12 protein-coding genes are annotated in these 14943 nt (G+C 63.9%); 4 read left to right on the top strand and 8 right to left on the bottom strand.

All coding sequences use genetic code 11. The features are described from left to right. The first annotated feature begins 63 nt into the window (after positions 1-63). The 3 genes from KIH45_RS05440 to KIH45_RS05430 are packed head-to-tail and all read left to right on the top strand — an operon-like array spanning position 64 to position 7335. Complete coding sequence (locus KIH45_RS05440; protein ID WP_213174992.1) at positions 64-927, top strand: arginyltransferase; 864 nt, start codon at positions 64-66, stop codon at positions 925-927. Between the two features lie 46 nt (positions 928-973). Next, positions 974-3133, top strand: coding sequence for an autotransporter assembly complex protein TamA (locus tag KIH45_RS05435; protein ID WP_213174991.1), 2160 nt, complete (start codon positions 974-976; stop codon positions 3131-3133). Continuing rightward, positions 3133-7335: a translocation/assembly module TamB domain-containing protein gene (locus KIH45_RS05430; RefSeq protein ID WP_213174990.1), complete on the top strand. Its 4203-nt coding sequence runs from the start codon at positions 3133-3135 to the stop codon at positions 7333-7335. The genes KIH45_RS05435 and KIH45_RS05430 overlap by 1 nt, the downstream gene beginning before the upstream one ends. A gap of 61 nt (positions 7336-7396) precedes the next feature. Here KIH45_RS05430 and KIH45_RS05425 read toward each other — a convergent pair whose 3' ends face one another. From KIH45_RS05425 to KIH45_RS05395, 7 genes are all read right to left on the bottom strand, one after another. Next, a complete protein-coding gene (locus KIH45_RS05425) occupies positions 7397-7951 on the bottom strand; it encodes a fasciclin domain-containing protein (RefSeq protein WP_213174989.1) in 555 nt (184 codons plus the stop codon). Positions 7952-7961: 10 nt separating this feature from the next. Further along, positions 7962-9044, bottom strand: a complete 1083-nt coding sequence (locus KIH45_RS05420) for a hypothetical protein (protein WP_213174988.1) — start codon at positions 9042-9044, stop codon at positions 7962-7964. Between the two features lie 136 nt (positions 9045-9180). Further along, positions 9181-10302, bottom strand: coding sequence for a patatin-like phospholipase family protein (locus tag KIH45_RS05415; RefSeq protein WP_213174987.1), 1122 nt, complete (start codon positions 10300-10302; stop codon positions 9181-9183). A 110-nt stretch (positions 10303-10412) separates the two neighbouring features. Then, positions 10413-11822: a type I glutamate--ammonia ligase gene (gene glnA, locus KIH45_RS05410; protein ID WP_213174986.1), complete on the bottom strand. Its 1410-nt coding sequence runs from the start codon at positions 11820-11822 to the stop codon at positions 10413-10415. 88 nt (positions 11823-11910) lie between these two features. Next, positions 11911-12249 (bottom strand): P-II family nitrogen regulator, encoded by a 339-nt coding sequence (locus KIH45_RS05405; RefSeq protein WP_213174985.1) that lies wholly within the window; start codon positions 12247-12249, stop codon positions 11911-11913. Between the two features lie 324 nt (positions 12250-12573). After that, positions 12574-13509, bottom strand: coding sequence for an N-acetyl-gamma-glutamyl-phosphate reductase (gene argC, locus KIH45_RS05400; RefSeq protein WP_213174984.1), 936 nt, complete (start codon positions 13507-13509; stop codon positions 12574-12576). Positions 13510-13513: 4 nt separating this feature from the next. Beyond that, on the bottom strand, positions 13514-13855 hold the full coding sequence (locus tag KIH45_RS05395) for an SH3 domain-containing protein (RefSeq protein WP_225899685.1): 342 nt from the start codon (positions 13853-13855) through the stop codon (positions 13514-13516). A 109-nt stretch (positions 13856-13964) separates the two neighbouring features. Between KIH45_RS05395 and KIH45_RS05390 the strand changes: the two genes are divergently transcribed. Then, positions 13965-14447 carry an MEKHLA domain-containing protein gene (locus KIH45_RS05390; protein WP_213174982.1) on the top strand — a complete coding sequence of 161 codons (483 nt, stop codon included), beginning with the start codon at positions 13965-13967 and terminating at the stop codon, positions 14445-14447. 59 nt (positions 14448-14506) lie between these two features. Here the strand turns inward: KIH45_RS05390 and KIH45_RS05385 are convergent, their stop codons facing one another. Then, entirely contained in the window at positions 14507-14893 is a 387-nt protein-coding gene (locus KIH45_RS05385) for a hypothetical protein (protein WP_225899684.1), read from the bottom strand. Between the last annotated feature and the right edge of the window lie 50 nt (positions 14894-14943).

The following is a 14943-nucleotide window of genomic DNA, read 5'->3' as shown; positions in this document are numbered from 1 at the left end:
GCCGGCCCAGTGCCCCGGGTCGGCCCCTCCCTCCCGAAGAACAAGAGGTAACAAGGTAGCTTCGTGACCGCCCCGGTTCGTTTCCCCCGCTTTTACGTGACCGCGCCCGCGCCGTGTCCGTACCTTGCGGGCAGGCAGGAACGGAAGGTCTTTACCGAGCTTGGCGGCCCCGATGCGGACGCGCTCAACGATGCCCTTGGCCGAATCGGTTTCCGTCGCAGCCAGACCGTCGCCTACCGCCCGTCGTGCGCGGGCTGTAACGCCTGTGTCTCGGTGCGCGTCGTGGCGAGCGAGTTCAAGGCATCGAAGTCGCAGGCCCGCACGCTGAAGGCCAATTCGGACCTTGTTGCCACCGCCTGTAGGCCGTGGTCCACGGTCGAACAGTACGAGCTTTTGCAGAAGTACCTGGCGTCCCGTCACCCGGGCGGCGGCATGTCCGCGATGGACGAGATGGACTATGCCGACATGGTCGAGCAGACGCCCGTCACCAGCTACATCGTCGAATATCGCGAACCGTCCGATGGCGATACGCCGGGGCGGCTCGTCGGAGCGTGCTTGACGGACCGACAGAACGATGGTCTTTCAATGATCTATTCGTTCTACGACCCGCAGCACGAGAACCGGTCAGGGCTTGGAAACTACATCATCCTCGACCACATCAGGCGCTCTGCCGCGGCAGGGCTCGCCTACGTCTATCTCGGATACTGGATCGAGGGATCGTCCCGGATGCAGTACAAGATCCGTTTCCGGCCGCTCGAACGGCTCGGCGCGGACGGGTGGGAGCGTTTCGACGCCGACAGGCAAAGCTCCCTTATCGCCGGCGTCTTTGCCAGCCCCGGCGAAAGCCGCGAGGGCGAAGGACTGTCGAAGGACGGTATCGTCGATCAGCGGTCGCTTAAAAATTCCGACGCCGTTCCGCAGGACTGAGCTTTTCATCACGCGCGCATCGCGGACCGCCCTTGTCGGCGGCGCGATGGCGCTTGTGCTGTCCTCGCTGTCGATCCAGCCCGCCTTTGCGCAGTCCGCCGATGCGGAGCTTGAGGACCTGATCCCCGACGCGGCGGTTGCCGACCCCGAAGCATGGGCGATGGAAACCGAGGCTGCGCAGACGCCGGAGGACAGCGGCCCCGATCCCGACACGCCGCTGGACGGCGAGGGTGAGTTCACCCTCGCCTGGCCCGACGACGATTTCGACGTGGCGATAGAGCCGCTGGAAGAAGATCCCGAACTGGCCGAGGCGTTGTCCCGCCGCGCGCCGCGCCCTGCCGCCGATATCGCCCTTCCCGAAATGGCCGGCGAGGAGAGTGAGGAAGAGGCCGAACGGGTCAGCAACGAGATATCGAAGCGCATCACGCTGCGGTATCCCGCCAGCTTCGCCGAGTTCGAGAATATCGAAGAGTTCGAGCAGCGCTTCAGGGACCTGTCGGACATACGCCTGCTGGCCGACAAGGACGACAATCTCGCCCAACTCGCGAACCGCGCGAAGGCCGATACCGAACTGCTCCGGACGCTCTTGTCGGTCTATGGCTATTACGACGGGGACGTGACCCAGCGCGTGCAGACCCCGCGTGAGGGCGAGGGCAGCGGCGAGAACGGCACGATCCGCGCCAGCGACGCAACATTCATCTTCAACATCGATCCGGGCCCGCGCTACAAGTTCGGTGCGATCGATCTTGGCGAACTTGCCAACGTCGGCGCCGATTACGAGCTGCTGCGCTCTGCCTTCGAGATCGAGACGGGCGACTATGTGAACGAGGACACGATCGTCTTCGAACGCATCGACCTTGACGTGGCGCTGGGCGAGAACGGCTATGCCTTCGCCGAAGTCGGCGCGCCGGAACTGACGGTCGATCACGCGCGGGACGAGGGCGACCTTGCCCTGCCGGTGACGCCGGGCGGCAAGTATGTCTTCGGCTCTGTCGTCAGCACGTTGCCCAAGTTCCTGTCGGGCAAGCACCTTGGCGAGATCTCGCGGTTCGATGCGGGCGATCTCTACAAGGAAAGCGATGTCGAGGATCTGCGCCGCGCGATCCTTGCAACCGGCCTTGTGTCCACGCTTTCCATCGAACCGCGCGAGGTTCAGGCCCCCGCCAACGGCGAACCCGGTGTCGTGGAGCTTGACGTCGACATGACCGAGGGCCCGCTGCGCACGATCGCAGGGTCCTTGGGCTATGCCAGCACCGACGGCTTCCGCGCCGAGGCGAGTTGGGAGCATCGCAACTTCTTCCCGCCGGAAGGCATGCTGCGCGTCCGCGCCATCGCCGGTACGCAGGAACAGCTGCTGGGCGCGACGGTGCGCCGCAACAACTGGCACGGGCGCGACAAGGTCATCTCGCTCGACGTGTTCGCCAACACGATCGACCGCGACGCATACGAAGCCCGCACGGTGTCCGCGATTGCCAAATACGAACGGCTTTCGACGCTGATCTTCCAGAAGGAACTGTCCTACTCGATCGGCCTCGAACTTGTCGCGACGCAGGAACGCGAAGGTACGCTCGACGGGCAGGTCGGCCCGCGCGAAACTTACTTCGTCGCCGCAGCGCCTGCCCGCGTGTTGTGGGACGAAAGCGACGACCTGCTCGATCCGACGAACGGCTTCCGCCTCGAAGCATGGGCTTCGCCGGAAATCTCGCGCAACAACGGGACGCAATCGTTCTACGGGCGTAGCTATCTCGAGGGTCGCTATTACCAGCCGGTCAGCGATTCGATCGTCCTTGCCGCCCGCGCCAAGGTCGGCACGATCCAGGGCACGGCGCTCGACAATATCGCCCCTTCGCGCAGGCTCTATGCCGGTGGTGGCGGGTCGGTCCGCGGCTACGGTTATCAGGATATCGGGCCCAAGGACGACCTCGGCGATCCGACCGGCGGTCGTTCGCTGACGGAGCTTTCGATGGAGGCCCGCGTGCGCACCGGCTTCATGGATGGCGCGCTGTCCGTCGTACCCTTCGTCGATGCCGGTGCGGTTGATACGACGACAACGCCGCGCCTGCGCGATCTGCAGTTCGGTGCGGGTATCGGCATTCGCTATCACACCAATTTCGGCCCGCTGCGTGTCGATCTGGCCACGCCGATCAACCGGCGTCCGGGTGACAGTCGCATCGCGGTCTATGTTGCGCTGGGTCAGGCGTTCTGATGGCGGAAGAAACCGACATGACCGCGCCCGAGCATACGCCAGAGCGCGAGGCTGCACCCGCCAAGCCCAAGCGCGACTGGGGCAAGTACTGGCGCAGGCGCATTGCCGCCGGGCTTCTCGGCCTCGTCCTGTTGCTGGGCGCAGGGGCACTGCTGCTCGACAGTTCGATCGGCCACCGCTTCATTACGAACAGCCTTGCGTCATATGCGCCGGCTTCGGGGCTTCGCATCAAGGTCGGGCGGATCGAGGGTTCGGTCCTGTCGGAAGCGACATTGCATGACGTGCGGTTCTACGACCTGGAGGGCGAGTTCCTGTCCGTGCCCGAGGTCGAGCTCGACTGGCGCCCGCTCGAATGGTTCACCAGCGGGCTCGACGTGCGCAAGCTGGTCGCGCGGCGCGGAACGCTCAGCCGTTTGCCAGAGCTTAATCCCGGCGATCCCGACGCGCCGTTGCTGCCCGATTTCCCGATCCGCGTCGACCGGCTGGAACTGGATCGGCTCTATGTCGATGAAGCCGTGGCGGGCATTGGCCGCTATGTGAACCTCAAGGCCAGCGCCGACATTGCCAGCGGGCGGGCCAAGCTCAACCTGATCACCGAACTTGGTGAAGAGGACAATATCTTCCTGCGCCTCGACGCGTCTGAGAAGAAGAACAAGCTCGACCTCCTTGCCCACTACAACGCACCGGCTGGCGGTTTTCTGGCAGGTCTCGTGGGCGCAGAGGAAGATGTCGACGCAATCATCTTCGGCGATGGCGAGTTGACCGACTGGGATGGCAAGCTGCACATTCGTCAGGGCGGCGATACCTTCGCGGCCTTGGGGCTGGGCAAGCAGGGCGACGTTTATACTGCGCTCGGCCAGATCGTACCTGATGGCTTCCTGACGGGCATCCCGGCCCGCGCCGTGGGTGAGAAGCTGTCGGTCCGGTTGGCGACGAAGTTCGAGGCCAGTGTTTTCGACGGCAAGGCAATGCTGGTCGGGCAGGGCGGCTGGGCGCAGGCCGACGGCTCTGTCGACCTTGCCGACAACCTGTTCGACCAGATGGCGATACAGGCGCGCGTAAAGGACCCGATGCTGCTGGGCATGCGGACCGAAGGGCTGCGCGCGTTTCTCGATCTCGACGGCGATTTCGACGACCTGAACATTGGGTATCGCGTCCGTTCGACGCGCATCGCGGCGGGCGACACGCAAGTCGCGGGGCTTCTGGCCAGTGGCGATGCGAAATGGGATGGCAAGACGCTTACCCTGCCGCTGAATGCGCGTGCAGACCGCATCGCGACAGGCGTGGAACTGCTGGATCCGCGGCTTGAAGGTGCCTCGCTGGTGGGCACGATCACTTATGCTGACGGCCGCGTCGCTGCGGACGAGATCGTCTTCGACGCGCCGGGCGTCGATGCGAAGGTGACGCTGCTCGGCAATACGAACGCGGGTCGCTATACGCTCGCTGGGCCGGTCGCGATGCAGGGCGTAGAGCTTGAGGGCATGGGCCGCGCCAACATGCTGGCCGATCTGCGCACCGTGATCGGCGGGCCGCAAGGCTGGTCTGTCACTGCCGACCTCGACGGCAAACTGACCAATGTTTCGAACGCCACGCTCGCCAATCTCGCTGGTCCCGCCATCGCGGTGCGTGCCGATGTCAGCGCTGCGGGCAACGCGCCGGTGCTCGTCCGCTCGGCAAGGGTGTCCTCGCAGAACCTGAAGCTCAACGTGTCCGGCCGCCGCGCGGTCGACGGTACCGTAACGCTGACCGGCAGCGGCGAGCAGGCAAGCTACGGCGCGTTCACGGTCGACAGCACCATCGACGGGGAAGGGCCGCACGCAGTGCTCGTCTTTGCAGAACCCGTGCCTGCCGCAGGCCTGCGGGATGTGCGCGTTGCCATCGACCCCACCGACGACGGATTCGAGATCGACACCGAAGGCCAGTCGATGTTGGGCCCGTTCGACGGCGTTGCCTTCGTGGTCATGCCCGCCGACGGCCCGACGCGGATCGACATCGATCGCCTCACCGTCACCGATACCGACGTGACCGGATCGCTGGTTCTGGGCGAGGGCGGCGCGACGGGTGATCTCGCCATGAACGGGGGCGGTGTCGAAGGGACGATCAGCCTTGCACCCAATGCCGAAGGGCAGGGCGTGAACGCGGATGTCATCCTGCGCAATGCCCGTTTTGAGGGTGAGCCGGCCATCACGGTGCGGGCGGCGCATCTTGTTGCCAACGGCACGATCGGCGATGCCACGACGATCGAAGCAGGCGTGAACGCCCAGGGGATTTCACGCGGCAATCTGTTTATCGGCCGGTTCGCGGCAGAGGGCGAAATGCGCGACGGCGTGGGCAGCTTCAACGCCCGCCTTGCCGGTCGCCGCACGCAGCGGTTCAACCTTCGCGTGGTGGGTGATGTCTCGCCCGAACGGATATCTGTCGGTGCGCGCGGACGCTATGCGGGCGAACGCATCAGGATGCCGCGCCGCGCGGTGCTGACCAAGGTGGACGGCGGCTGGGCGCTTGAGCGTACGCAGTTGAGCTTTGCAGGCGGCGATATCCTTGCCGAGGGGCAATTCGGCGATGCGACCGCGATGACCGTGAAGGTCGCCGACATGCCGCTGGAAATCGCGGACCTGTTCGTGCCTGATCTCGGCCTTGGTGGCACGGTTTCAGGTGTGGTCGAATTCGACGATGCGCCGGGCCGACTGGCGACCGGCAATGCGCGGTTGAAATTCGATGACCTGACGCGTTCGGGTCTCGTACTGACCTCACGCCCCATCGATATCCTGATGGCCGCCAACCTCAGCGCGACGGACCTCCAGACCCGAGCGCTCTTCAAGGAGGACGGCAACAGCAGCGGCAGGTTGCAGGCGCGCATCGCTGGCCTTCCGTCCAGTGGCGGCCTGGTCGACCGTTTGCGGGCTGGACGCCTGTTCGGGCAGATGCGGTATGACGGGCCGGCGGATTCGCTCTGGCGTCTCGCCGCGATCGAGGTTTTCGACCTAACCGGCTCGATCGAGGTCGCCGGCGACGTGACCGGCACGCTCGACAATCCGGTCGTGCGCGGCACCTTGAAGGCAGAGGACATGCGCCTGCAATCAACGCTGACGGGTACCGATGTCACCGGCATTTCGGCACGCGGCAGCTTTGATGGTTCTGTCCTGCGCCTCTCACGCTTCGCTGGCACGGCGTCGAACGGCGGTTCCGTTTCGGGCAGCGGTTCGATCGACATGTCCGACATCGCGACCAATGGCGTTGGCATGGACATCCGCGTCGCTGCACGTGAAGCGCGACTGCTCAACCGCGACGATATGGCGGCAACCGTCACCGGCCCGCTGCGCATCGTGGCGAACAACAATCGCGGGACCGTCGCCGGGCGTCTCGATGTGATCAGCGGTAGCTGGACGCTCAACAATGCTTCTGCCGAAGCGACGCTGCCCAATGTCGCCAAGCGTGAGATCAACACGCCGCCCGATCGTGAGCAGCGTGCCCCCGCATCCGCGCCGTGGCGCTACCTCATCGACGTGAACGCCAACAATCGCTTCGTCGTGACGGGCATGGGCCTCGACAGCGAATGGTCTGCCGATGTCCAGCTTCGCGGCACGACGGACGAGCCGCGCATCCTGGGTGAAGCGAACCTTGTGCGAGGCGGTTATGAATTTGCAGGCAAGCGTTTCGAACTGACCCGCGGGCGCATCCGGTTCTCCGGCGAAAGTCCGCCTGCTCCGCGCCTCGACGTGGTGGCACAGGCCGATATCGAGGATATCAACGCCACGATCTCGATCACCGGCACTGCGCTGGCACCGCAGATCGCGTTCAGCTCCATCCCGGCGCTGCCCGAGGAAGAGGTCCTTTCGCGCCTGCTGTTCGGCGATTCCATCTCCAACATCTCCGCGCCCGAAGCCTTGCAGTTGGGCGCGGCGCTGGCCTCGCTTCAGGGTGATGGCACTGGCGGGCTGGATCCGATCAACAAGCTGCGCAGCGCCATCGGGCTGGACCGCCTGCGCGTGGTCGGCGCTGATGAAGCGCTGGGACGCGGGACCAGCGTGGCGGTGGGCGAATATCTTGGCCGCGATCTCTACGTCGAGCTTGTCACTGACGGGCAGGGGTATAGCGCGACCGAGCTGGAATACCGTGTGACCGCATGGCTCTCGCTGCTGGCCACGGTCTCCTCGATCGGCGGCAACGGGGTCGAGGCGGAGATTTCCAAGGACTACTAGACTGCAACGAAAAACGCCGGCCCCGAAGGGACCGGCGCCAAACGTCGCTAAGTTCTGAAGGTCAGATCTTGCGAAGGATCGTGTCGATCGGAATGGCAGATCCGTTGCTGGTCATCACGGCATCGCCTGCGAAATGGGCTTCGCTTCCGTCCGACGACGACACGGTGATCGTGCCGTCCTCGGCCTTCGTAAAGGTGACAGTCGTATCGCCCATGGTCGTCATTTCGACCGGGCCGCCAGTATCGTCGATGGCCTTGCCGATATCGTTGCCCGACATCGCGCCCGGCAGGATGTGATCACGCAGCACTTCTGCCAGAAGCGCGCGGTTCGCCGGATCGTCGAGTTCGAGCGACGAGGCCGCTTCGAACGCGGCGTCATCGGGGGCGAGTAGCGTGTAGTTTGCCGTTCCATCGAATATCTGGCCCAGTCCGCTGTCGTTCAGCGCGCTGCTGGCAGTCGACAGCGAATCCGCACTGGCCAGCTGGCTGGCAAGCGTATCGTTGCTCACGGTTTCGCCGGTCGCTGCTTCCTCGCTGCCCGAACAGGCGGCGAGGGGAAGCGCGAAGGCGAGTGATGCGGCGATCAGGAGACCGCCCTTGCGGTTATGTTTGCGCACGTCAGTCTCCTCAGATCAGCAGTTCGATCGCAGCGGCGACGAGCTGGGTCGTCGGGTCGATCTCATAAACGTAGCCGTCGCTGTAGCGGTACATGGCGTTCGGCCCGTCGACATAGCGATCGCGGTAGCCATAAGGCACGTTGTAGACGCCATAACCCGAAGGCATCGGCTGGCCGACCGTGAAGGTGTCGCCCGTTAGCAGCGCCGCGACCGACGTAATTGCCGCCGTTTCCGGATCGACGCGATAGAGCGCGTTGTCGGCATAACGATAGCTGCCCCTCGGGCCGAGGCCATAATAGCTTTCATAGTACGAGGGCACCGGCTGATAATCGAACCACGAAGGCCAGACATTGCCGGTCGACAGGGCACCGCCCAGGAGCGGGTAGTAGCCAAGGATCGCACCTGCATCCGACAGGCGGACGAGGTTGTTGTCGTAGTAGCGATAGCGACCTTCGATCAGGCCCGGCAGGCCCCACCAGTTGGCGCGGTCGTAATCGTAGTAATCACGCTTTACGAGCCCCGGCGGATTGCAGCCGTTGTTCTTCTTGGCCAGCCCAGGGGGGCAGCCGTCGATCAGGCCGTAATCGCGTGCAAGGTTGTCGCGGAAGGAATAGCGGATGACCTCGTAGCCATCGTTGCCGTTCCCGTTGCCGCGGCGATTGGCGATCCGGATATTGCCCGAATTGCCGTTCCCGTTGCCATTACCGCGCAGGACGGCGTTGCCATTGCCATTGCCGGCGTTCCGGACATTGCCATTCCCGTTGCCACGGTTCGCGTTTCCGGCATTGCCGTTGCCGCCACCATTTCCGTTTCCGCGCACGGCCACGTTTTTCGCGTTTCCGTTACCATTGCCGCGGTTGTTGTTGGCCTGAGCGACATTGCCGCCCTGATTGCCGTTGCCGCGGTTGGCATTGCCATTGCCGCGGTTGGCATTTCCGTTGCCATTACCGCCGCCATTGTTCTTGGCAGCTGCGGCGGAGTTACCGCCGCCTTTGCCGTTACCGTTGCCGCCGCCATTTCCGTTGCCGGGCTGGGCATAGGCCCCTCCGGCTGCGAGTGCGATGGCAGCAACGCCCATCACGATATTTCGCATGTCAAAACTCCTTTGCCTCCCAACGAGCGCGGCGCTGCACCGTTCCTCGGGCGCGGCAAGTGGTGCCCCGCAGCGGGACAGGATGAGGAGTTAAAACGATCGGCAGAGCGGCCTGAACCCGCCGTTTAGCTGGCGTTCAGTAGAGTTCGGACGTCAGGTCGAAGGTGTTGATGCCGCCGACCCCGCGTTCGCGTCCCCTCCAGCGGTGATCGTGCAGCGAGTGGTGCGCGTCGCGGTGTCCGGTCTGCCAATGTTCGTCGATCGTATAGCGCGAGAATTCGTAGTCCTTCGAATGGCTCTCGCTCATCTCGCTGCGGTTGATCAGATGCATGACCGAAACACCGCCATGCGTCGGCAACTGGGCAAGAAATTGCGCGTCGGGATCGGCGCACAGTTCGGGCGGCATCTTCGCCATCAGGCGGCGGGCCGCGTCGCGCAGTTCCTCCAGATGCTTGTTGAGATCGGTGTTGAGACGCGTCCTGCTCGAAAAGCGGATGTCCTTTTCGCGCTGAAGTGCGTCGGGCATCGTCACCGGCATGCGGCCGCGCGCGCTGAACAGGTCGACCTGAAAGATGGTGAGCCCGCCGCAAGGCGTCGTGTCGAGCACGTATTGCAGCGGCGTATTCGATACGATGCCGCCGTCCCAGTACGGCTCTTCGTCGATGAAGACCGGCGGAAATCCGGGCGGCAGCGCGCCGCTGGCCATGATGTGTTCGGGCCCGATCGTGCGTTCGCGGTTGTCGAAATAGACGAAGTTGCCGGTCAGCACATTGACCGCTCCGACGCTGAGCCGCAGCCCCTTGGGATCGTTGATCAGGTCGAAGTCGACGAGTTCGAGCAGCGTCTTCTTCAGCGGTGCGGTGTCGTAATAGCTGAGCGATTGGGGCTCGTCCGGCCAGAATACGCCCGGGGGAATTACGCGCGGGTGGAAGAAGCCGGGAATGCCGGTGGCCGCGACGACGGCGGCGGAAAATTCGTTGAACCAGCGGCGCGCTTCGCCATCACGGCTGGGTGAAGGGAACGTCACGCGCGAAGAGGCGGTATCCCAGAAGGCGCGCAATCGTTCGACGCGGCGTTCAGGCGGATTACCCGCGATGATCGCGGCGTTGATCGCACCGATAGAAATGCCGGCAACCCAGTTCGGAATGGTGCCGCATTCGGCCAGCGCTTCATAAACGCCCGCCTGGTAGGAGCCGAGTGCGCCACCGCCCTGCAGGACGAGGACGTTTTCTTCGGCGCTCGGTTCAGCCTTTGCCATACCGGCAATATGGTGCGTTCATGCTGCAATGCAACAAGCAGGGGCTTGGGCCCAAAGAGAAAGGGCGCCCGGTTTCCCGGACGCCCCTTCTTGTACCGATGATCCGAAGATCAGGCCGAGTAGTACATGTCGAACTCGACCGGGCTCGGCGTCTGTTCGAAGTTGTACACGTCTTCCCACTTCAGTTCCATGTAGGCGTCGATCTGGTCCTTGGTGAACACGCCGCCTTCGAGAAGGAAGTCGTGGTCAGCAGCCAGCGATTCGAGAGCCTCACGCAGCGAGCCGCAAACGGTCGGAACTTCGGCGAGCTCTTCCGGCGGAAGGTCGTAGAGGTTCTTGTCCATCGCGTCGCCGGGGTGGATCTTGTTCTTGATGCCGTCGATGCCGGCCATCAGCAGCGCTGCCGAAGCGAGGTACGGGTTTGCCAGCGGATCGGGGAAGCGGAATTCGACGCGCTTCGCCTTTTCGCCCGCACCGTACGGGATACGGCACGAAGCCGAACGGTTGCGAGCCGAGTAGGCCAGCAGAACCGGAGCTTCGAAGCCCGGGACGAGTCGCTTGTAGCTGTTCGTCGTCGGGTTGGTGAAGGCGTTGATGGCCTTCGCGTGCTTGATGACGCCGCCGATGTAGTAGAGGCAGGTGTCCGACAGGCCGGCATAGCCGTTACCCGCGAACGTGTTCTTGCCGTCGTTCCAGATCGACATGTGCGTGTGCATGCCCGAACCGTTGTCCATGCGGATCGGCTTCGGCATGAAGGTCGCGGTCTTGCCATAGGCCTGGGCGACCATCTGCACGACATACTTGTAGATCTGCACGCGGTCGGCCGTGGTGGTCAGCGTGCCGAAGGTGATGCCGAGTTCATGCTGGGCAGCGGCCACTTCGTGGTGGTGCTTGTCCATCGGCAGGCCCATTTCGACCAGCGTCGAGACCATCTCGCCGCGGATGTCCATGCAGCTGTCGACCGGCGGGACGGGGAAGTAGCCGCCCTTGGCGCGCGGACGGTGACCGAGGTTGCCGCCTTCGTAGTCCTTGCCGGAGTTGCCGGGCAGTTCGATGTCGTCGATCTTGAAGCCCGAGCCGTCGTAGCCGTCGTAGAACTTCACGTCGTCGAACATGAAGAATTCCGGTTCGGGGCCGACGTAGACGGTGTCGCCAAGGCCGGTCGACTTCAGGAATTCTTCTGCACGCTTCGCGGTCGAACGCGGATCGCGCGAGTAGAGTTCACCGGTCGAGGGTTCGACGATGTCGCAGAACAGGACCATCATCGGCGTTGCCGAGAACGGATCGATGTAGGCAGCGTCGAGGTCGGGCTTGAGGATCATGTCCGACTCGTTGATGGCCTTCCAGCCTTCGATCGACGAACCGTCGAACATCAGGCCCTGCTCCAGTTCGTCTTCGCCAAGCGGCTCGGCCAGCATCTGGAGGTGCTGCCACTTGCCCTTGGGGTCGGTAAAGCGGAGATCGACCCATTCGATCTCTTCGTCCTTGATCCTTTTGAGGATGTCCTTTGCAGAGGCCATTTTCATCCCTTTCGATTGATGTTTCCCGGCTCAGTTCCGGGGGATGGCACGATACGGATCGGGCCCTGCCACGGGCCCGTGGGTTAACTCAGACCGCGTCGGCGTCGCGTTCGCCGGTGCGGATGCGGATGGCAGTCTCGATCGGGGAGACGAAGATCTTGCCGTCGCCGATGCGGCCCGTCTGGGCAGCGCCTGCGATTGCTTCGATCACGCGGTCGGCAAGGTCTGCCGTGACGATGACTTCCAGTTTCACTTTGGGAAGGAAGTCGACGACGTATTCCGCGCCGCGGTAGAGTTCGGTGTGGCCCTTCTGACGGCCGAAGCCTTTCGCTTCGGTCACGGTGATGCCGGTAACGCCCACTTCGTGCAGCGCTTCCTTCACCTCGTCGAGCTTGAACGGCTTGATGATCGCTTCGATCTTTTTCACGTCAGTACTTCTTACGCCCCCGCGCTTCGATCCGTGTGCATGGCGCGACCGGTATCTTACGTGTCGTCCGGTACGCCGGTGGTCGTTCCCGCCAGAACGGAGCGGCGCGCAACATGCACCGAGCCATTAAACAAGAATCGTGCCACCTCTCTAATGCGCTGCAACCTAGGCGATGGGAAAGGGCGACGAAAGGGGTATTGCGGCGATTGCGAAGGTTTTTGCTGCGCGTTTTGCCGCTTGTGCGAAACGATCCGTCAGCGGGTCGCGTCAATCCGGCAATTTCGTGCCCAAAATTGAGGCTTTGCCCAAAAATCAGGCACGATTTTAGCGGTCGAGGCGAAGCCCCGTGGCGCCCGGCAGACCTGCCATGACGTTGAGGTTCTGCAATGCTGCGCCGCTGGCACCCTTGCCGAGATTGTCGAGCACGGCGACGAGCCGCGCCTGTTCACCCTGCTTGCCGCCGAAGACATGGATGTCGAGCCCGTCCCACGGCTGGGCATCGCTGGCGAGGGTGATTTCGGTCATCTCAGCCATCTCGGGCTTTACCGTCACGATCGCGCTGTCTTCATAGAAGCTGGCCAGCGCATCACGCAGGTCATCGGGCGTCGAGCCGAGGAAGGCCGATGCCGGAAGTGCGACTTCGACGATCATGCCGCGGAAAGCAGGCACGACGGCGGGTGAGAACAGCGGCGGGCGTTCCAGCCCTGCGTGCGCTGCCATTTCCGGCAAGTGCTTGTGACCGCCGTGCAGGGCATAGCCAAGGAAGGCGGGAGCCGGCTCGTCACTTTCGTACCGTGCAATCATCGCCTTGCCGCCGCCCGAATAGCCAGAGACGGCGTGGCAGCCGTAAGGCCAGTCGGCGGGCATCAGCCCTGCGCGCACGAGCGGCGCGACGAGGCCGATGAAGCCGGTGGGATAGCAGCCCGGATTGGCGACGAGCCGCGCATCGCGCACGCTGTCGACGCCGACGATTTCGGGAAAGCCGTAAGTCCAGCCATCGGCCACGCGGTGCGCCGTCGATGCGTCGATCACGCGCGTGCTGTCACCGCGCAGCATGGCGACAGAGGCGCGGGCCGCATCGTCGGGCAGGCACAGGATCGCGAAATCCGCCGCGTTCAGCGCGTCGGCGCGGGCGCCGTCATCCTTGCGCAGTTCGTCGGGCAGGGTGACGACGGTGAAGTCGTCTCGGCTTTCCAGCCGTTCGGCGATTTCCAGTCCGGTCGTGCCGGCGGCGCCGTCGATGAAAACGCTGGCGCCCATGACCTCAGGCCTGCGTCAGCTGGTCGAGTGCGACATAGCCCACCGCGCCGTCGCCATCGACAACGCCCCAGGCCCAGCCGCCCGCCATGTCCAGCACGTCGAAGCCGCTGCCCTGCGCCAGCTGGCCCAGCACGACGGCATCGTCGCGCGCAGCCGAAAGCAGCGCGCAGTCCGCGGCCAGCGTGTGCGGCATCGGCACGGCGTAATGCGGCACGAAGACTTCACCGGCCAGCCGGATATGCGCAAGGTCACCGCGCACCGGCAGGACGGCATCGCGCGCATGGAGCGAGGGACCGGCAAGGGCGAAGCTTTGTGACGCGGGGCTATTGGTGGACTGGCTGGACAATGGTCTTGTAATTCTTGTTAGGATCGAACCGCGGCGCTTAAACCGCGTGATCGGGAAGGGCAACCCGGCAGATGATCGCAGAAAAGGCTTAAGGGGCAATTGAGGGACGATGGATCGCAATTTTGACCGCGATGCGGACCGCCGGGTGATCGAAGCGAGCGCGGGACTGCCCCGCATTGCGCTGATCGCGTCGAGCCATCTGCGCGTGACGGGAAAGCCGCTTGTGCCCGAGGATACGGACTTCGCTCATGCGCTCTGGCATTTGCCTGCCGTCGTGCTTGCGCATGGGACCGAAGATGATCCCTTGTTCTTCTATGCCAATCGCACCGCGCTGGACCTGTTTGCCCTGACCGGTGAGCAATTGCTGGCGATGCCGTCGCGTCTCTCCGCCGAAATGCCCGACCGGGGGGAGCGGGAGACGTTGCTGGCGCAAGTTCGCGACCGGGGCTTCATCGACGACTATGCCGGCGTGCGTATCGCATCGACCGGTCAGCGTTTCCGGATCGAGGCGGCTACGGTCTGGAACCTGATTGACCGCGATGGCGCGAAACAAGGGCAGGCCGCCACTTTCGCGAAGTGGCAGGACCTTTAAACGACAAGGGGCGGCGCGAGCCTTTGCCCGCACCGCCCCGTTGATCGCGTTCCGACGAATCAGATCGAGAGCTGCTGCTCCACGTCACGCAGCTTCAGGCGGGCAAGCGCGAGGTTCGCCCTTTTCCGGTCGAGCGCGAGATAGACGAACAGGCCTTCGCCGCTCTTGTCCGTCATCGGGCGGATCAGTTCGTACCAGTCGCCCAGCGAGATCAGGATGTCCTCGACCTCGTCATCGAGCTTCAGCAGGTTGAGCAGCTTCAGCTCGCTGCGCATCACCTCGTTGTTGCCCGCGGCGGCAAGATCGAGATCGGAATTGCGCAGTTCGCCGACAGTGGCGACCGACATGCCGCTGGCAATATCGACGATGGCAGCGCCCATCGCGCCATTGATCTCGAGGCATTCCTCCAGCTTCTGCTGGAACGGGACTTCACGCTTGGCAAGCATTGTTCAATTTCCTTCAGATTCACTGCATTACGTCAGGTCGATCGACCTTT

Origin of the sequence: Croceicoccus gelatinilyticus, assembly GCF_018398395.1 — a bacterium.
GTDB lineage: Bacteria > Pseudomonadota > Alphaproteobacteria > Sphingomonadales > Sphingomonadaceae > Croceicoccus > Croceicoccus gelatinilyticus.
The sequence above is the reverse complement of the archived record's forward strand: the minus strand, read 5'-3'. Positions and strand labels throughout refer to the sequence as shown.

Excerpts from the sequence above, each read along its gene's own strand:
- KIH45_RS05435 (WP_213174991.1), top strand. The coding sequence starts at position 974 with ATGGCGCTTGTGCTGTCCTCGCTGTCGATCCAGCCCGCCTTTGCGCAG.
- KIH45_RS05430 (WP_213174990.1), top strand. The coding sequence starts at position 3,133 with ATGGCGGAAGAAACCGACATGACCGCGCCCGAGCATACGCCAGAGCGC.
- KIH45_RS05420 (WP_213174988.1), bottom strand. The coding sequence starts at position 9,044 with ATGCGAAATATCGTGATGGGCGTTGCTGCCATCGCACTCGCAGCCGGA.
- KIH45_RS05415 (WP_213174987.1), bottom strand. The coding sequence starts at position 10,302 with ATGGCAAAGGCTGAACCGAGCGCCGAAGAAAACGTCCTCGTCCTGCAG.
- glnA (WP_213174986.1), bottom strand. The coding sequence starts at position 11,822 with ATGGCCTCTGCAAAGGACATCCTCAAAAGGATCAAGGACGAAGAGATC.
- argC (WP_213174984.1), bottom strand. The coding sequence starts at position 13,509 with ATGGGCGCCAGCGTTTTCATCGACGGCGCCGCCGGCACGACCGGACTG.
- KIH45_RS05390 (WP_213174982.1), top strand. The coding sequence starts at position 13,965 with ATGGATCGCAATTTTGACCGCGATGCGGACCGCCGGGTGATCGAAGCG.
- KIH45_RS05385 (WP_225899684.1), bottom strand. The coding sequence starts at position 14,893 with ATGCTTGCCAAGCGTGAAGTCCCGTTCCAGCAGAAGCTGGAGGAATGC.